The sequence below is a fragment of the uncultured Shewanella sp. genome (assembly GCF_947495455.1).
Lineage (GTDB): Bacteria > Pseudomonadota > Gammaproteobacteria > Enterobacterales > Shewanellaceae > Shewanella.
In genome coordinates, this window is record NZ_CANLZC010000002.1 from 84,287 (window position 1) to 102,752 (window position 18,466).

The 18,466-nt window shown below is 39.5% G+C and carries 16 protein-coding genes; 9 read left to right on the plus strand and 7 right to left on the minus strand.

The window, feature by feature from the left end:
- The first annotated feature begins 624 nt into the window (after positions 1-624).
- Entirely contained in the window at positions 625-2,562 is a 1,938-nt protein-coding gene (locus Q0791_RS01355) for a TonB-dependent siderophore receptor (RefSeq protein WP_299002047.1), read from the plus strand.
- 73 nt (positions 2,563-2,635) lie between these two features.
- Positions 2,636-3,844, plus strand: coding sequence for an MFS transporter (locus Q0791_RS01360; protein ID WP_299002049.1), 1,209 nt, complete (start codon positions 2,636-2,638; stop codon positions 3,842-3,844).
- 63 nt (positions 3,845-3,907) lie between these two features.
- On the opposite strand, the gene Q0791_RS01365 is transcribed toward Q0791_RS01360, so the two are convergent.
- On the minus strand, positions 3,908-4,150 hold the full coding sequence (locus tag Q0791_RS01365; RefSeq protein ID WP_299002051.1) for a hypothetical protein: 243 nt from the start codon (positions 4,148-4,150) through the stop codon (positions 3,908-3,910).
- 431 nt (positions 4,151-4,581) lie between these two features.
- A complete protein-coding gene (locus Q0791_RS01370) occupies positions 4,582-5,328 on the minus strand; it encodes an SDR family oxidoreductase (protein ID WP_299002052.1) in 747 nt (248 codons plus the stop codon).
- Positions 5,329-5,461: 133 nt separating this feature from the next.
- Between Q0791_RS01370 and Q0791_RS01375 the strand changes: the two genes are divergently transcribed.
- The 4 genes from Q0791_RS01375 (at position 5,462) to Q0791_RS01385 (ending at position 9,157) form a co-directional block, all read left to right on the plus strand.
- Entirely contained in the window at positions 5,462-5,938 is a 477-nt protein-coding gene (locus Q0791_RS01375; protein WP_299002054.1) for a YcxB family protein, read from the plus strand.
- 844 nt (positions 5,939-6,782) lie between these two features.
- Positions 6,783-7,142 carry a DUF3019 domain-containing protein gene (locus tag Q0791_RS25265; protein ID WP_366942480.1) on the plus strand — a complete coding sequence of 120 codons (360 nt, stop codon included), beginning with the start codon at positions 6,783-6,785 and terminating at the stop codon, positions 7,140-7,142.
- A complete protein-coding gene (locus tag Q0791_RS01380; RefSeq protein ID WP_299002056.1) occupies positions 7,142-7,855 on the plus strand; it encodes a response regulator in 714 nt (237 codons plus the stop codon). Before Q0791_RS25265 ends, Q0791_RS01380 begins: the two co-directional genes overlap by 1 nt.
- 15 nt (positions 7,856-7,870) lie before the next feature.
- Positions 7,871-9,157, plus strand: coding sequence for an ATP-binding protein (locus Q0791_RS01385; protein ID WP_299002057.1), 1,287 nt, complete (start codon positions 7,871-7,873; stop codon positions 9,155-9,157).
- Here Q0791_RS01385 and Q0791_RS01390 read toward each other — a convergent pair.
- Positions 9,118-9,387, minus strand: coding sequence for a DUF1289 domain-containing protein (locus Q0791_RS01390; protein WP_299002058.1), 270 nt, complete (start codon positions 9,385-9,387; stop codon positions 9,118-9,120). The two genes, Q0791_RS01385 and Q0791_RS01390, sit on opposite strands and share 40 nt — an antisense overlap.
- Before the next feature lie 330 nt (positions 9,388-9,717).
- Between Q0791_RS01390 and Q0791_RS01395 the strand changes: the two genes are divergently transcribed.
- Both Q0791_RS01395 and preA read left to right on the plus strand, forming a co-directional pair.
- Entirely contained in the window at positions 9,718-11,067 is a 1,350-nt protein-coding gene (locus tag Q0791_RS01395) for an NAD(P)-dependent oxidoreductase (protein WP_299002059.1), read from the plus strand.
- A gap of 11 nt (positions 11,068-11,078) precedes the next feature.
- The gene (gene preA / locus Q0791_RS01400) at positions 11,079-12,353 is read left to right on the plus strand and encodes an NAD-dependent dihydropyrimidine dehydrogenase subunit PreA (protein WP_299002061.1); all 1,275 of its coding nucleotides are present in this window, start codon (positions 11,079-11,081) and stop codon (positions 12,351-12,353) included.
- A 52-nt stretch (positions 12,354-12,405) separates the two neighbouring features.
- Here preA and Q0791_RS01405 read toward each other — a convergent pair whose 3' ends face one another.
- The 4 genes from Q0791_RS01405 to Q0791_RS01420 all read right to left on the minus strand — a co-directional run bounded on the left by Q0791_RS01405 (position 12,406) and on the right by Q0791_RS01420 (position 15,897).
- The gene (locus tag Q0791_RS01405; RefSeq protein WP_299002062.1) at positions 12,406-13,362 is read right to left on the minus strand and encodes a D-2-hydroxyacid dehydrogenase; all 957 of its coding nucleotides are present in this window, start codon (positions 13,360-13,362) and stop codon (positions 12,406-12,408) included.
- A 22-nt stretch (positions 13,363-13,384) separates the two neighbouring features.
- On the minus strand, positions 13,385-14,164 hold the full coding sequence (gene djlA, locus Q0791_RS01410; protein ID WP_299002063.1) for a co-chaperone DjlA: 780 nt from the start codon (positions 14,162-14,164) through the stop codon (positions 13,385-13,387).
- 66 nt (positions 14,165-14,230) lie between these two features.
- Positions 14,231-14,890 (minus strand): N-acetylmuramate alpha-1-phosphate uridylyltransferase MurU, encoded by a 660-nt coding sequence (murU, locus tag Q0791_RS01415; protein WP_299002064.1) that lies wholly within the window; start codon positions 14,888-14,890, stop codon positions 14,231-14,233.
- A complete protein-coding gene (locus tag Q0791_RS01420; RefSeq protein WP_299002065.1) occupies positions 14,887-15,897 on the minus strand; it encodes a phosphotransferase in 1,011 nt (336 codons plus the stop codon). Before Q0791_RS01420 ends, murU begins: the two co-directional genes overlap by 4 nt.
- Positions 15,898-16,058: 161 nt before the next feature.
- On the opposite strand from Q0791_RS01420, the gene lptD reads away from it, so the two are divergent.
- The gene (gene lptD, locus Q0791_RS01425) at positions 16,059-18,398 is read left to right on the plus strand and encodes an LPS assembly protein LptD (protein WP_299002066.1); all 2,340 of its coding nucleotides are present in this window, start codon (positions 16,059-16,061) and stop codon (positions 18,396-18,398) included.
- The last annotated feature ends 68 nt before the right edge of the window (positions 18,399-18,466 follow it).

Here is an 18,466-nt window from a genome sequence, read left to right on the forward strand (position 1 = left end):
GTTAATTGCTCCTGCATTAACAGACATTCATGGGGTCTCGTATGTTTGAAGCGAATCGTTATTCTCGGCTTTGGTTCAAACATCGCCCTATCTTCCCCATCCTTGGGGTCGTCGGCTTTGGTTCAAACGTCGCCCTATCTTCCCCATCCTTGGGGTCGTATATCGAAAATATTCAACGTAGAATAAAGAATGTTGACATCCTCACTGTGTGAGCCTTCCAAGCTTTCCACTTAAATATTGCATTCATTATAAAGGAAATAACCATATGAAATTAAATAAATGCTTAATAAGTGTTAGTTATCCACATTACAATTTTCCACACATATAGGTGTAATGATTAACACTTAATCTAAAATAGCTTGGCAATTTTAGTAATTAAAAAAGACAGTGGCAACAATTGTTGCGGACAAGTTTAAATAAAGAGTTAAATTGAAAAATAAATAATCATAATAAAAACAAAAAATACACCACAAACAACCCTGACAACATAAAAACAACGTATTTCATTTTTCTATTATCGGGCCTTGATATTCTTCTAACCAAAAAGGATAATGCAAACGATTATCATTTCCCTATAAACTTTCATGGCTATCGGAAGATCAGATGTATACTTCAAGATGCAATATGTTTAAACCTCATTTAATCTCTTGTTTCGTTTTTTCTGCACTATCAGCAAGTGCCATAGCTGAAGCAACAGATGACACCACTGACACTCAAAAGATAGATGAAGTCATTACCGTCACAACAAGATTACAAGACAGCAAATCGGCTCCAGCATCGATTACCACCCTTTCGGCAGAAGAACTCGCACTTAAACCTAGTAATGATTTAACCGATCTGTTAAATCAACAGGTTGGTATTAATGCTGTTAGTGGTGCTAGTGGACGCGCCAACATTAGCATACGAGGCATGAACGACGATCAAACCTTGATCTTAGTCAATGGAAAACGTATTTCATCATCTCAAGCCCTGTGGCGTGGAGGTAATTTCGACAACCTACCCGTGCCAATGAATAGTATTGAACGCGTTGAAATTATCCGTGGACCTATGTCTGCGCTTTATGGTTCTGAAGCCATGGGCGGTGTGGTCAATATCATCACTAAAGCGCCCACCGATGAATGGAGTGGTAATTTATATACCGACTATCAAGTCACAGAAGGTAATGACGGCGGCGCGCAAACAAGAACCAATCTTGGCGTATCAGGCCCACTGAGCCAGAATGTGTCCATGCAATCTTATCTTGATGTCTATCATATGGATGCTTGGAGCCCAGTTGATGACAATACTTATCCTGAGATAGAAGAAAAACAAACCGTCAATTTTGCCACGACATTAAACTGGGTACTTACTGATAATCAGTCTCTTGAATTTGATTATTATTATAATAAAGATCATCGGCCACTCGATTATTACTCCAGTACTGGCATTCGCGAACAAGAAATAAAACGAAATATGTTCGGGCTTTCTCATTTCGGACAATTCGGCAATATCGACACCACGACTTTACTCAACTATGAGCAAGTCGATATCTATGATTATAACAATAATTACAGTGCGGGTGAGCAACATAGAAACTTACAAGAAAACACCTTTACGCTAAAGTCCTTTGCCAATATCGATTTTGACTGGAATACTTTAACCAGTGGTTTTGAAGTCAAAAATTCTGAGGTAAAAGACCCTTATTCTTATACTACAGGAGGGGATACGAGAAACTCCTATGCTCTTTTTTCTCAAGATGAGTTATACCTAAACGCTGATGTTACCCTCACGCTTGGCTTAAGGTACGATAATGATAATGTCTTTGGCGGTCATACTAGCCCTCGTGCTTATGCGACCTATACGATCAATGACATCTTCACAGTCAAAGGCGGCGTTAGCTCGGCCTATAAAGCCCCATCAACCTATCAAAACAGTGCCAATTATGCTGACGTTAGTTGCATTGGTAGCTGTTATATTTATGGTAATCCAGATTTAAAACCCGAAACCAGTATCAATTATGAAATCGCCCTATTAGCCAGTGATAACGTTTGGAGTACGAGCCTAACGGCCTATCAAACTACGGCGAAAAATTATATCAGTGCAGTGTTCCAGACTGATGATGCGGCTGATGGCACTTATAGCGCAGGTGATAAACTGTGGGAGAATACCGACAACGTTGATATTTGGGGCTTAGAATACGAAATCAGCTTAGAAATCAGCGATAATGTGAATGTTAAAGCCAATTATAATTACATGGAAACAGAGGATAAGAGCACAGGAGCTGAGTTAACCGAAAAGCCTAAAAATATCGCTTTTGCCCAAGTAAACTGGATCCCCACAGAGTTATTAACCTTTAGCGCCTCGACGCAATATACGGGCAGCCAATGGTATGGTAGCACGCCAGTTAAACTGAAACCTTACACAACTTATGATTTAACCAGTACTATCAGTGCCAGCGATGATTTAAGCTTTAATGTGGGAATAAAAAACCTCAGCGATGTTCGCATCTATGAAGATGATGAAGCCAGCCCCGTAGTATTGTTGGGAAGAAGCTACTTCGCTAGCGTCAACTGGCTATACTGAGCCTATTTTAGCCACACATCATTTTTTGCGAGTCACTTAACCGTGACTCGCTTATCTTTATAAGTGAAAAATCATGAATCCCTCAACACAAAAAAAAACGCTGTATCTTGCTTTTCTTATTAATCTCATTTCCATTGGCGGCTTTATGATGGTCATTCCATTGGGGGCCGACTTAGTCAAAAGCATTCATTTTAATCCTGCTCATATCGGCTATCTCGCCGGCGGCGCCGCCCTGTTTTCTGCCATTAGCTGCTTCTTGTTTGCCAATAAACTCGACAGCTATAATCGAAAGCCCTTAATCACACTCCTGCTCACCGCACGGGCCATTTGCTTACTTATTTGTGGGTTAAGTCAAACCCCTTTAATGCTCATGGTATTTTTTGTCCTCACAGGACTTTTTTCTGGCCCCGCAGCAGCGGTTGTCTCTGCAATGGTCATTGATATTACTGAGCCCAAAAATCGTGGAAAAGCCATGGCTTTTTTAGGCAGCGCCGTCTCTATTGCCGCCATCATTATCGTCCCTTTTACCCTTCAAATTTCATACTATGCGAGCTGGCAAATTAACTTTTTTATCTTTGCAGCCCTAGGCGGATCACTCGCATTGCTGGCTTGGTGCATGCTCCCCGACTTAACTCAGCATTTAAATAAACAGAGCAAACCACCCTCGCTATGGTCAACGCTCTTTAATACTGTTCCTGCCAAGGCCGCATTAATCGTCACCTTCTTACAAGTCTTTAGCCATTTTCTCATCATCACCAACTTTGCCAACTTTTTTCAATTTAACTTAAGTTTTCCTCGAGAATTAATGGGATTATTATATTTGGCGGGAGGCGTCACAAGCTTATTAATTTTGCGAATAACAGGTAAATTATTTGACCATGGCTGGCGCCATCAATTGCATTTGATCAGTAGCGCTTTCATTATTGGCTGCCTGTTTATGACTTATATCGCCACAACCAATAATATCAACCTACTCTTTATTCTGTTTGCTGCCTTTATGTCTGCCAGTACCGTACGATACAGTGTCAGTGGCGGAATCATGTCTATGATCCCTAAACCCCAACAACGAGCGGGCTTTATGTCAATCCTCACCATGATGACCAATCTGGCAACGGGGATCGCAGGCTTTGTCGCGTCATGGTTACTCACAACAAACGCGCAATACCAGCTGATTGCAATGGATAAGGTGGCCTACCTATCCATATTCTGCATTAGTCTCTCTGTGCTTATATTATGGCGTTTTGCCAACGTCGATAAACTCATGACACAGCAAACCGCCTGATCTTCCCCCCGTGCACTATCACATGCACGGGGTTTTTCATGCGAACAAGCCCCCACCAACACACTAATTCAGCATTATATTTTCTATATCATCAATCACTTGCAATGCAGCCAATGGACCACCTATGGATGTCCAATAAGAACCATCCACAATACTGACATGATGATTTTTATAAGCGTTTAAGCGTTGAAACATAGGTTGCTGAGTCGTAGACTCCATGGCGGTATAGGCCTTACCTTTTGAATTTAACGTACCCAGTAACAACCAATCTGCATCGATAATATCCAGTGCCTCTAAACTTAACACTTGAGAGTGGGAATAACCCGTTTGTTGCTATAATTTTGACGAATGAAAACCTATTTCCTTCATCACTTGATTGGAAAAAGACTCGCCAAACATATAAATAGGCCCTTTAGGGCTTCAACGCACAATGATAACTGATTGCCCTTTGTAGGGCGCTAATTTCGTTTTAGCTTGCGTAACCAACTGCTAATACTCAAGCATGAATGCTTTAGCTTGTGCCTGACAATTTAATGCTACCGCTAACAAAACCAATACATCTTGCCACCGATCACCGAGCTTTTGTGTCACCACAAGACAACTCCCCCGTAATTGTCCCCAGAAGGCGGCAAGCCTAAGGGCTATCGCTAAATCAATATAAAACAGTATAGTCAGCTAAAATTAAAGGTGATTAAGCAATGTATCCGTGATGACCTGCAGCGTCAAGAGTATTGGAGTCAACTCATGTGTTTTAAGTACCTTGCAGGCATGATACGAACCAGCCAGTGTATCCAAGCCCAAGGCCAGTTAGGTGCGAAACAAGTGGCCTTTTCAGCTTCTATCCCTTTCACTATTGCACGGCATCCTGCTTCTGTATCAACAATAAAAGGCACTTTTTTGACTTTCTCATTCATTTCACTGCGAATGAAACCCGGATGCACACAGGTCACATTAATGGGCGTGCCCAAGCAATCAATGCGGATCCCCTCCGTTAAAGAAGATAACGCGGCTTTCGTCGCTGCATAAACAGTAAGAGCTCGCCTAAAACCCCTTAAAGCACTAAATGATGAAATCGTCACTAAATGGCCTGCATTTTGCTGTCTAAATATTGCCATCGCCGCTTCAGCTTGAGCCAATGCCGCAATGAAATTAGTTTGAGCTGTTTGCACATTAATATTAAAAGACCCCGTCCCTATGGTCACTCCTTTACCTATTCCAGCATTAACAATAATACGATCAAGCCCGAGTAATGCTTCATTGCACTCATTAAAAACATCAAAAACCTGACTGTGTTCATTTACATCAAGTTGCTTCACTACAACCTTAATATTAGGATTCAACTTCAGTAGAGTGTGTTTTAACTCCTCTAGTTTATCGACACGTCTGGCACATAATGCGAGATTCCGCCCTTTTCTGGCAAATTCAATTGCCATTCCTCTTCCCAAGCCTGAGCTTGCTCCCGTGATCAAAATATTTTGTCGCATGCTGATATCCCTGTGCTCACTAATAAATAAGCAGACTAATAATAATGAGATTGAATGTAAATCAACTGTAATAATTGGTTTATCCAGTCTCCTTCGTTACACTACTCCCTTCAACAACAATGAAGGGTAAAGTATGACGTCTGTAACTGAATTCACCTGCCAATATAAACTGGATAAAGAATATTTTATTGAATGTTATGAACAATCCACCACAACACCAAGATCAATGATAATTTACACTAAGTCTTTATGTTTTATCACGATTGGTAGTGCAATGTTACTCACTCAATTAAATCCATATGCATCATGGTTTTTGATTGCTCTAGGGATACTTGAAGCATTTAGCGTCAAATTTAAAAAGTCTTGGTGGCTGATGAGACAAATGCTCAGCAAAGCGGCTAATAGCGATATTCAACTAACAATCAATGAAGAGCACATAAGAATCCATTCTTATTATGTCAACAAGACCCTCCTCTGGAGTGAAATAAACCAAATCACAAAAACAGAAAAAGGCTTCCTTGTAACCCATGATAAAACACGCCATTATCTGGCGAGTAAACACCTTAATAGTGCTATCATTGAATTTATCAATAATAAGATAAAACAATAAGCAACGTAAATTCATATTGATAGGCGGTTCAATACCTTTTTGCTACTGACCTTTATTTCTTTTGAAATTAACATTAAAAAAACATGCAAATAAGCAGGCATATGTCGAGCAAAAACCTGTGGTGTCTCATGAGCCCTCCATGTTTAAAACAATGAACCTCATAGGTATAAAATTTGAATAATCAGTCACCACTTCAGTATTTAAAGATTCAATTTAACTGTCTATCCCACATCAAAAATTCATTCGGAACATTTTCAGACAAGCTGTATCACTTTGCAACAATGCCCATATAAATACTACTGAATAGCCCTATAAATGGTATTCTATTGCCTCAGAGACATGAGTTTTATGGTAGAGGAAAAACAAAAAATGATTGATACCCCCTTATTTACTTGCCAAATAAAAAAAATAAATAACCCAATAAAATAAAGGCTTATTCAATTATTTTTTCAAAAAATTCATTTTAATGTTGCGTTCATTCCAAACTGAATGGCAATAAAAAAAGGTGGAATAGGTAAAATATGTGAGTCAAATCAAACAGGCCTGATTAAATAGCGAACAAATGATAGTAAGTTTTCCCCCTCGTCAAGGCATATGTTATATCAAAGATACACGATCTTTATTTCCCAAGTCCTTTTTGATCCGCTTTCTTTCTATCAATGACAATTTTCGATTAAGGACTAAACTAAAAGAATGACATTTTAACATGAATACATTGAACATATAAATCTTGCCATAAACAAGCATGATTATTTTATTTAAACACTGTTAGAAATAGGTTTTACAATTAGTGCAACGATCTATCATTAAATTAATATATATCACTTTTATCACTCATGTTCTAATGTGTGGAAAAGCCAATGGGACTAAAAACAAAGAAAAATCAAAATTTCAACCATTTTTCAAACCTTATGTGACCTTTTCGAAGCAACTTGTTTGCCATTTGATGGTCAAATTAAAATGGACACATAACATTTTTAAACCAATAGATCTTTTATCCAGCTATCATGAGCTCATTAAGTGGTGTAAAGCATCACTAAAAACAAAGTCAATCATACTCGATGACAAAGAAAAAAAAGATATTGTATTCATAGTAATAGAAAAAGAAACAAGTAAAACACTAGTAGGAAGCGAGCATAGAGTCAATCCTACTTCTCCGTCACATTTAAGGCAACAATTTCGCAACGCATGGAGTCTGTTCTAATGGCCCTCCCCCAATCTAACCAAAGAGTTCTATTAGTAGAAGACGATATCCGTCTCGCTAACTTAATTGTGGATTATTTAAAATCACACGGCATGCACGTTGAAGTTGAACGTAGAGGTGATACCGTTCTCAAGCGCTTAATCCATTACAAGCCCGATATCATCATTCTCGATATTATGTTGCCAGGAATGGATGGATTAACCTTATGTGAAAAGTTACCTGATTATTTTTCTGGCCCTATTTTATTAATGAGTGCGCTAGCATCCAATGAAGACCAAATTAAAGGCCTAGAAATGGGTGCTGATGATTATGTCGTCAAACCTATCGATCCAGCACTATTATTAGCACGAATAAACAACTTACTAAAAAGAAAACTTCAACCGCCAAAAACGGAATCTCACTGCCTAAGCTTTGGTAAGTTAAGTATTGACCCCCATACCCAAGTCATACGTCTAGGGCAAACAGAAATCGATCTGACTAACCATGAATTTGAACTCTTATGGTTACTCGCTTCTCAAGCGGGTCAAGTATTAAGCAGACAATATATATATCAATATTTGTTAAATATTGATTTTGATGGTAAAGATAGAAAAATTGATGTCAGAATTTCACGTTTAAGGAAAAAACTGGGGGATAATATTGAAACCCCTTTCAGAATTAAAACGGTTTGGGGGCAAGGCTATTTGTTCGCTCCAGAAGCTTGGAATAACTAACATTAGGTTAATGGAGTGAAACGTCTTTTTGTTAGCCTTTATCTATTGCTCAGCCTAAGCTTTCTTGGCATAGGCTGGGCATTAGATAGCCTTTGGCGATATCAGACAAACCCAAATCCCATTGAAAATGCTTCTCTTATAGCATTCGCACAGCTTCTATCACAACTACCTGAAAATAAACGTATTTCCTATCTGAGCAATATTACCCAATTTGCTGATTTTCCATTGGTTCTAGTCGATATTGATGAATTCAGTTTGGCCAATGAAGAGCAATTAAAAAGTGATGCTGTCACGAGTATTCCCATTAGTACCGACAGTGAACTGCATTACATCGCCGTAGGCAACCAAGTACTTGTCAACGGTCCCCTAACCTTAAATAATAATATAAAACTGATTTATATTATTGGCTTATCTTTATTCCTATTAATCATTCTCATTCTTCTCATTGTCATTTTGCCTTTATCAAAAGACTTAGCAACACTTAATACAACGGCAAAACAACTCAATATGGCAAAATGGGATACTCGCACTTCATTATCAGCTCACTCTCCAGTGATTAATTTAAGTGAAACCTTTAACAGGATGGCCAATAATATTGCCCAACTTGTTGATAACCAATCCCATTTACTGAATGCAGTCTCTCATGAAATTCGAACACCTTTATCTCGACTAAAATTTGCCCTTGCACTCATATTGCAATATGCAAAGCCTTATCTTCCAAACCAAAAGCAACTGGTTGAAAATACCAATCAAGATATTGATGAAATTGAAGCATTATTAGCTGAATTATTGAGCTATACAAGCCTTGATCCTCAATATCAACAACCCAAATTTGAATCAGTTGAACTGAATCAACTGGTGGAAAAAACCATTAAGAGGTTACAAACCCATCAGAGAAATATCATCACTTTTATGCCTTGCAAAAAACCAGTCATTGCCACTGCCAATGCCATATTAATTGATAGAGCTTTGCAAAATTTAATCACTAATGCTCAAAAGTTTGGTCATCATTCTGTGACCGTCGAAATTAATCAAAATGAAAAAGAGATTGAAATATCAGTTACTGATGATGGTGAAGGGATCCCTGTCACTGAACGAGAAAAAATATTTGAACCTTTTTATCGAAGCCAAGCAAAAGAAAAACAAGGACCTAGGGGGTATGGTCTAGGACTGGCTATTGTTAAACGTATCATGGATAAACACCATGGTAATGCCACATTAAAAAGCGGCCAAGGCAACACGACGTTTAGCTTACACTTACCTCACTCTATTGAGTCAAAATCAAATTCCCCATTAAGTTGATCGTTTTTACCGCTAGCCTTCATTTTTCTCGCTTTTAGCACTGATAACTGTCGACGGCGCTTCCTCTGCTGACACAATCTTAAAATTAATTGTTTCTGATTATTTGAGTAACTTAACCAATTGAAACGTTCATCACGACTTCGAAAACAACCCAAACAATAACCTCGAGCATCACTTTGACACACGTTGATACAAGGACTGGGTATGGGAAAAAACTCTAACTGCTCCATAATGTAAGAATAACCGAGATCAAAATAAAAAGTTAAATGATTTAAAATTCACCTGCTATTACTTTTAAATATAAAAATAAAATAAATACAAAACAATTAGTTACGTTAAAAAATTGACTAAGTCTGCCCCCTATCCTATAGTTAAAGATTACAGTAATTAAAGTATATCGATACCTGTACTACTTTAAAATATAGGTATGTATCGCGATATCAGTAATTTTTCTGCGGAAGTTCAAACATTGTTGGCAATGTCAATAATTTAAGCGAGTTAAGTATTTGTAAGCTCTCATTAAAACATCGCCAACCTTTTAAAACTATCAAGGAGAAGTAATGAGTGTTGATCATGATATACAGGCCGCAAGGTTAACTTCACAAGAGATAAAAAATAACTTTACCGATATTCACCCTCCTCTAACAATGAAGCAAGCCTTAGTCGCTAGCGAGCGTTGTTTATTTTGCTACGATGCCCCTTGCATTCAAGCTTGCCCAACACAAATCGATATTCCTTTATTCATCAAAGAAATCAATACCAATAATGCTCATGGTGCAGCAAAAGAAATTCTCTCAGCCAATATTTTAGGTGGCAGTTGCGCCAAAGTCTGCCCGACTGAAACCTTATGTGAACAAGCATGTGTCAGAAACTCAAAAGAAGAGGCCCCTGTTGATATCGCATTATTGCAACGATATGCCATTGATCATTTAGACACTACACAAGCCTATCCCTTTTCAAGAGAGCAGCCCACAGGTAAACATATCGCCATTGTCGGAGCTGGGCCAGCAGGCTTAGCATGTGCCCATAGACTCGCTCAGAAAGGACATAAGATCACTATTTATGAAGCCGCGAAAAAAAGCGGAGGCCTTAACGAATATGGCATAGCCCAATATAAATTAGTGAATAATTATGCACAAGAAGAAATCGATTTTGTATTAAAAATAGGAGGAATAAAAATACAATATGAAACGGCTTTGGGCACAGACATCAGTTTAGCATCACTGCGAAGTACCCATGATGCCGTCTTTATCGCCATTGGCTTAAATACAACAAATTCACTCAATATACCCGGAGAGGATCTAAAAGGTGTCGAAGATGCTATCGATTACATTAGTGAATTAAGGCAATCGAAAGACATGACACAATTACCAGTGGGCCGGCGAGTGGTCATTATCGGTGCAGGCATGACTGCCATCGATATTGCAGTACAAAGTAAAAAGCTAGGCGCTGAAGAGGTCAGCATAGTATACCGACGCGAGCAACAAAGCATGGGTGCATCAATGTATGAACAAGAACTTGCTTTAACAAACGGTATACGCTTTATTTTTAATGCTCAACCCTATCAAATACGTGGCAATAAACAAGGCGCAACACATATACAGTTTAAAGAAACCACCCAAGATAGATCTGGGAAAATAAGCACCACAGACAAAATAATAGAATTACCTTGTGATGTTATTTTTAAAGCCATAGGACAAAGACTAAATACATCAATATTTACCCATAACGCCGATCCCATTCCTGAATTCGATAAACGAGGAAGGCTAAAAGTGGATGAGCAGTTTCAAACATCCATAGAAAAGGTTTATGCAGGAGGTGATGCCATTAATGGGTTAGATCTTGTCGTTGAAGCCGTTTCTCATGGCAACCAAGCAGCCGCCGCTATTCATCAACAACTCAAAGACTAAAAGGCAATATTATGGCAAATTTAGCATGTGAGTTTATAGGTATCAAATCCATTAACCCTTTTTGGCTGGCTTCTGCTCCTCCAACCGATAAGGCTTATAATGTTGTTCGCGCTTTTGAAGCGGGTTGGGGAGGAGTGGTTTGGAAAACATTAGGCGAAGATCCTAGCGCCATTAATGTTTCCTCTCGTTATGGCGTCCACTACGGACAGAATAGGCAAGTCATTGGTTTTAACAACATAGAATTAATCACCGATCGCCCATTACAAGTTAATCTCGATGAAATCACTCAAGTCAAAAAAGACTGGCCTGATAGAGTCATTATCGTGTCTTTAATGGTGCCATGTGAAGAAGCTCCTTGGAAACGCATTCTTAAAAAAGTTGAAGCAACAGGTGCTGATGGTATCGAACTTAACTTTGGCTGTCCTCACGGTATGCCAGAAAGAGGCATGGGCTCAGCTGTAGGCCAAGTTCCCGAATACATTGAAATGGTCACTCGCTGGTGTAAACAACATTCAAATCTGCCGGTCATTGTTAAACTCACTCCTAACATCACCGATATTCGTGCTCCTGCAGAAGCAGCAATAAGAGGAGGTGCCGATGCGGTAAGCTTAATCAATACGATTAACTCTATCACCTCGGTAAACCTAGATACCATGTCTCCTGAACCTAGCGTCGATGGAAAAAGTACCCACGGAGGTTATTGCGGGCCCGCAGTAAAACCCATTGCACTTAACATGGTTTCAGAAATTGCTCGCCACCCAGCAAGCAACAAGATCCCGATTTCAGGGATTGGCGGTATATCAAATTGGCGTGATGCAGCTGAATTCATTGCCCTCGGCGCAATGAACGTACAAGTTTGCACAGCAGCTATGCTATTTGGTTTTAAAATTATCAAAGAGCTGTGTGCAGGGCTCAGTGATTGGATGGACAAAAAAGGCTATTTAACGATTAAGGATTTCAGTGGGGCTGCCATCAAAAACACCACTGACTGGAAGTACTTAAATATGAATTATAAGCGTATCGCGCTTATCAATCAGGATCATTGTATCCAATGTGGACGCTGCTATGCGGCATGTGAAGACACATCACATCAATCTATTGCTGTTACTGAAAAAGCAGGCAAAAAACAATATACTATCATAGAAGAAGAATGTGTAGGCTGTAATTTATGCCAAGTCACTTGCCCAGAACCACAAGCCATTTCGATGATCGATATCGATACCGACCAACCTTACCTTAATTGGACTCAAGATCCTCGAAACCCCCTTCGAGAAGAATCACAATAGGAATGCTTCCCCCCTTTTTTGCCAAGATACAAAGGGGGATTAAGCAACTTGATTATGCAACTTGATTATGCAAAGTGCCACCCTCAATATAAGCCGTCAAATTAGCCACTGTAATCGCTAACAGCTCCTGACGCGCTTCCAGTGTAGCCCAAGCATTATGAGGGGACAGCGCAATATTGTTGAGTGCAAAAAAAGGATGATCATTTGCAGGAGGCTCTATTGATAGCACATCAAGACCCGCAAACGCTAATGTCCCATTAGAAAGTGCAGCAGCTAAGGCCATTTCATCAATCAGTTCTCCCCTTGCAGTATTAATCAATACTGCACTGGGTTTCATTTTCGCTAAACACTGAGCATCAATCAATCGCTCCGTCTGCAATGTTAAAGGGCAATGCAAAGATAAAAAGTCCGCGCCTGCTATGACCTCATCAAAACTCTGCCATATCACGCCATCTAGATCATGGGTTTTTTGACGACGGGAATACACTCTCACCTGCATATCAAATGCAAGTCCTATCTTAGCCACTTTTTGAGCTATATGACCAAACCCTATGAGCCCAAGCACCTTATTTTTAAGGGAATGCAACGGAGACAGAGTCAATGAAAAATCTAAAGATCCTCTCCAAGCTCCAGCTTTAACCGCTTGATCGTGCTTTGCGACTTGTTGACTAAAATGTAATATATGAGCAAAAACCATTTGAGCAACAGAATCTGAGGCATAATTAGGCGCATTGGTCACAACAATGCCTTGAGCAGAAGCGGCTGCCAAATCGATAACATTGACTCCCGTCGCCAGCACACCTATGTAGCGTAATCTAGGCAATTTGATAAGTATGTCAGCACTTAACTTAACTTTATTCGTTAAAATAACATCAACCTCTTTGGCTCGAGAGAGAACTTCATGACTTGCGGTTCTGTCATAACAAGTTAACTCCCCTAATGCCGTTAACCCCTGCCAACTCAAATCACCTTTATTCAAAGTATAAGCATCTAAAATCACAATCTTCATTGGGGCTCCATCAGAAATGACATTATCGCATACCACGTTCACTTTTCACTTTATCATAAGCGGTTTGAATATCTTGTGCTTTATTCTTAGCGAGCTCCATCATCTCTGGCGGTAAACCTTTCGCCACAAGCTTATCAGGATGATGTTCATTCATCAGTTTACGGTATGCCCGTTTCACATCTTGATTAGACGCACTTTGCGATAAACCAAGAATGGAGTATGCATCTTTGAGGCTTGTCTTATTAGTACTGCCCCCATTCTGATGGAACTTGAACTCAGCTTGCCATCGCGACAATAAGGCATCCAATTGCACACGTGAGCAGCCGAGCTCTTGTGCAATAACCAACAAGACAGCATGCTCACTGTCTTCTAATTTACCGTCAGACAAGGCCGTTTGAATTTGAATTTCCAAAAACATTTGTACCAATTCACGCCGTCCCATGGCTATCATTCTAAATGTTTTTAGTTTATCTTTTATATTAAAATCATCCGCTTTACCTTCACGAAAAGCCGCTTGTGCTTCTTTCCTCGCCTCTCCTTGTAACTGCATTTGATCCATGAGGGCTGTAGCCACACGAATATCATTTTGAGTCACTTGGCCCGACGCCTTGGCAACATGTCCCATAACGGCAAAAGTGGTATTAAAAAAAAGCCGCTGACGATTTGCAGCGTTTGCAAACATTGAGCCTCCCCCCTGACTGCGATCATAAGCATGGCCTAACCACAAGCCCAGTAGACCGCCAACAAGACGCCCCAACATAAATCCAATAATAAAACCAAAAACTTTACCAAAAATCCGCATTAAATTGCCTTTGAAATATAAAATGACTTATCAAGATACTCATCACCATGACGGTATCTTTTCCAATCAACCTGCTAACCTTTTCTCTAATTCAGTCAGTCTTTCTATTGTGCCCACATCGCACCAAAATGTCGTCATATGCTCACCAGAAACAACGCCCTGTTCCATCTTTTCCCTCAATAAAGGCCCTAGCGGGAATGCGTTATCTTCGCACTGTGCAAATAATGAAGGAGAATATAAACCGATCCCCGAAAAAGTCAGTTTACTGTTCCCGCTTGCCTTCACTTTATCGTGAATTAAACAAAAATCTCCTTTTGGATGATGAAAAGGATTGTCCACTAACCACACATAGGCTTGTTGATCTTGTTGTAGCACAGGCAAAGTCGGCAACACATCGATAAATATATCACCGTTAATCACCAAAAAAGGCTCATCTCCTAACAAAGGTAAGGCTTGCTTAATGCCCCCTCCCGTCTCTAATGCCACTTCTTCTCGGCTATAATGAAATCTCACCCCCCATCGCTCTCCAAAGCCTAACCTATGAATGATGCGATCCCCTAACCAAGCAATATTGATGACAATATCTTTTATACCAATATCGACAAGTTTTTCAATATGATACTCAATTAATGCTTTATTGTTTATTTTGACCAAAGGCTTAGGCACGCTATCCGTTAATGGCCTCAACCTTTCCCCTCTGCCAGCAGCTAAAATCATTGCTTTCATATTGCCTTCTCAACCTTCTCCATAAACTGAGGAATAAGCGTCAAGTCCACCCAAGACCCAAAAGCGACTAATTCAGAATAAGATAACGCAATATCACGGATATAACCTAAGGTTAATGGAATATCGGCCAAATACGCCGATTTTTTGTCTCTATGATGCAATCGTGAAAAAATCCCCACCGCTTTGATATGCCGTTGCAGTCCCATTAAGTCAAACCAACGTCGATACTGCGTCAATGTAATATCACTGGCAATTTCACCGCGCTGTTTTATCGCCTCAAAATGCTCACTCATCAAATCTTCAACCAACTTCTCAGGCCAACGTAAATAACAATCTCTCAACAACGAAACCACATCATATGTTAGAGGGCCAATGACTGCATCTTGAAAATCAATAATGTATAAGTCGTCATTTTTCAGCATAATATTTCGACAATGGTAATCTCTATGCATACCGACTTGCGGCTGTTCAAGGGCACTGTCTATTAAATACTCAAAGGTTGTCGACAACATATCATGCTCTTCATTACTCAATGTAATAGAAAGATGACACTTTAATAACCAGTCTGTGAATATATCAAGTTCTCGCTGAACAAAGGCCCTATCATATAAAGGTAATCCCCCCTTATCTGTTCTCTTTACTTTTGTAATATCATCGAGTAAAGCAAGCGCAGCTGTATAATAAAATTTAACATTATCAATATTTAACAATGAAAAGAGTGAAGTATCTCCTAAATCGGTTAGCAGCAAAAATCCATTTTGCGTGTCTTTCGCAATCACCTCTGGTACATTAATACCTTTCTGAGCATAGGCATTTGCAATATCAATAAATTGTTGCAAAACTATTTGTTTAGGCGGTGAATCGACTACTATATAAGAAACATTATTGATCAATACTCGAAAATAGCGCCTCACACTGGCATCACCAGACAGCAGTACGGGCGATAAATCTAAAGAGAAATGGTCATTTAGCCACGCAGTAAGCTGCATAAATCTACGATCTGACAAAGGATGCCTCATGGCTCTTAAATAAAAATTGCTTTATTATAACGAAAAAAATGAAATTGCTAGAAAAATAGACATAAATTATTTAGTAAAGTTGCCTCATGAAGAACGGTATCTTTACCCTCTTTCAACCGATTTGATAAAAGCAAAGTAACTAACTTAAGATGCAGATCCGTTATTTTCTGGCCATGAGCCTATTTCCAACACTCGTTTTAGCTGATAATTCGACAGCAGAGCCTTCTTCTAGTTCGGTATGCATTATCGAACCTAAGCTGCCACGCCAAATACCTACGTCACCTTCTTCAGCTATCCAAGATCCATCAGAAGTCACTATTACCTCCAATGACTCTCAGGCTCAACTGGGCCAAAAAGCCATTTTTAACGGTGACGTTTCATTTATTCAAGGCTCACGTAGTATTGCTGCCGATGAAGCGGTTGTTGATCAACAACAACAGAGTTTATCTGCCAACGGGGACTTAGTGTTTTCCGATAGCAGCTTTATCGTCACCGCCGATTCACTCGTCGCTCAAATGCGAAGCAACACCGCTACACTTCAAGGCACCAGTTATTGGTTAAAGAACCAGCAAGCCCATGGAACGGCAGGAACATTACAAATCACTAAAGACAATAACCTCATATTATCTCAAGCCACTATCACCACTTGTCCTGATCCTCAACCTGATTGGGTGCTTGAAGCCAATGAAATAAAAATCGACAGCACTGATGAGTGGGGAGAAATTTGGGGTGCCAAATTAAGAGTCGCCGATATCCCTGTATTTTACTTACCTTATATGACTATTCCTGTATCAAATAAGCGAAAGTCTGGGTTTCTTTTCCCTTCATTTAGCTCAAGCACAAAAAATGGTGTGGAATTAACGGTTCCCTATTATTGGAATATCGCCCCTGAATATGACTTAACCCTAACTCCCAATTACATGTCAAATCGTGGCCTCTTCACTAAAAGTGAATTTCGCTATCTTGCAGGCAGTGACAGTTCTCCACAATCAGGTCAAATTAATTTAGAATATTTAGGAGACGATCAATATGAAAATGACCATGCTGATCGCTACCTTTATCATTGGCAACAACAAGGCAGTATAGGGCAACATTGGCGTGTCATGGCGGACTATACGGATGTCTCCGATGATAACTACTTTAATGATCTGAGTTCTGATATCAGCACATCCAGCAATAACCAGCTCATTCGAATCGGTGAAGCAAGTTACTTAGAAGAAAACTGGGATTTAACCACTAAAGTTCAAGATATCAAAGTATTAGGAGAAAGTGATCAGCCTTATCAAGTCATGCCTCAGTTAGATTACAATTACCGTGCACCGGATATACTCAAAGGTATCGATTTTAATCTCTTCAGTGAAGCCACCCAATTTAAAGATCAAAATTCAGGCAATTATTCCTCAGCCACTCGCGTGCATTTAGAGCCAAGCCTATCTTATCCAATTCAAGGGCCTGCAGGCTCGCTCACAACGGAATTAAAACTCCTGCAAACAAACTATTCACAACAGGATAATACCAACTCAGGCCTCTCAGATAGTGTCAACCGTACCTTACCCGAGGCCCGTATTTCGGGACAAATTAATTTTGAGCGCTATACTAATTACTTTAATCAAAACTACAGACAAACACTGACCCCACAATTCCAATATCTTTACATTGGCTATCAAGATCAATCTGATATCGGTATTTATGACACGGCAGAATTACAAAATGATTATTATGGCTTATTTAGGGATAGGCGCTATTCAGGTTTAGACAGAATCGCCGATGCGAATCAAATGACTGTCGGGTTCACGACGAAACTTTTTAATACCCAAAACAAAGAAGTCTTTAAATTTAGTCTAGGACAAATCATTTATTTTCAAGACAGTCGTGTTATCTCAGAATATAGCAATACGACCAACACAGCCACAACCAGTTCCACATTAGCATCGGATCTTTCGGTTAAACTTTATAATGACTGGTTTGTTAGCGGCTCTGTTCAGTACAATACTCAAGATAATTCCAACACAAAAAATGAAGTGTCATTAGATTACCGTCCCGCAAAAAATAAATTACTGCAAGTCAATTATCGATATGTACCTGATCTTGTAAATACAAACACGGGAGTCACCTCTGATATTTCTCAAACAGGCTTTCGAGGGGCATGGCCAATCACAGACAATATCACTCTTGTCGGTAATTGGTATTATGACTTAAGTGAAAAGCAAAGCGTTGAAACCTATGCAGGCTTTCAATATGATACCTGCTGTTGGGCCGTTAGGGTAACTTACCATGACCGTATTAAAACCTCTTATAGCAACGATACTTCAACAGCCTATTTCGATGATGGTGTTTACGTAAACTTCATTATCAATGGGTTAGGTGGCTCTCAAACGTCAAACAGCTCAAGCTCCTCAGGAAGCACTAGCGGCGGCTCATTGAATGCGTCAAGTATGCTAAATGATGGATTATTTAATTATCGAAGTCCGATATATTTAAATAATTAACCTAAACCAAACGCGTTCATAATGAACCTCAGCATGAACGTGTAGTCCAAACTGGATAGAGAAGATCA

What these genes read in the sequence shown, in the direction of transcription:
- Q0791_RS01355 (WP_299002047.1), top strand. Translation starts at nt 625, where the DNA reads ATGTTTAAACCTCATTTAATCTCTTGTTTCGTTTTTTCTGCACTATCA.
- Q0791_RS01360 (WP_299002049.1), top strand. Translation starts at nt 2,636, where the DNA reads ATGAATCCCTCAACACAAAAAAAAACGCTGTATCTTGCTTTTCTTATT.
- Q0791_RS01370 (WP_299002052.1), bottom strand. Translation starts at nt 5,328, where the DNA reads ATGCGACAAAATATTTTGATCACGGGAGCAAGCTCAGGCTTGGGAAGA.
- Q0791_RS01375 (WP_299002054.1), top strand. Translation starts at nt 5,462, where the DNA reads ATGACGTCTGTAACTGAATTCACCTGCCAATATAAACTGGATAAAGAA.
- Q0791_RS25265 (WP_366942480.1), top strand. Translation starts at nt 6,783, where the DNA reads ATGTGTGGAAAAGCCAATGGGACTAAAAACAAAGAAAAATCAAAATTT.
- Q0791_RS01380 (WP_299002056.1), top strand. Translation starts at nt 7,142, where the DNA reads ATGGCCCTCCCCCAATCTAACCAAAGAGTTCTATTAGTAGAAGACGAT.
- Q0791_RS01390 (WP_299002058.1), bottom strand. Translation starts at nt 9,387, where the DNA reads ATGGAGCAGTTAGAGTTTTTTCCCATACCCAGTCCTTGTATCAACGTG.
- Q0791_RS01395 (WP_299002059.1), top strand. Translation starts at nt 9,718, where the DNA reads ATGAGTGTTGATCATGATATACAGGCCGCAAGGTTAACTTCACAAGAG.
- preA (WP_299002061.1), top strand. Translation starts at nt 11,079, where the DNA reads ATGGCAAATTTAGCATGTGAGTTTATAGGTATCAAATCCATTAACCCT.
- Q0791_RS01405 (WP_299002062.1), bottom strand. Translation starts at nt 13,362, where the DNA reads ATGAAGATTGTGATTTTAGATGCTTATACTTTGAATAAAGGTGATTTG.
- djlA (WP_299002063.1), bottom strand. Translation starts at nt 14,164, where the DNA reads ATGCGGATTTTTGGTAAAGTTTTTGGTTTTATTATTGGATTTATGTTG.
- murU (WP_299002064.1), bottom strand. Translation starts at nt 14,890, where the DNA reads ATGAAAGCAATGATTTTAGCTGCTGGCAGAGGGGAAAGGTTGAGGCCA.
- lptD (WP_299002066.1), top strand. Translation starts at nt 16,059, where the DNA reads ATGCAGATCCGTTATTTTCTGGCCATGAGCCTATTTCCAACACTCGTT.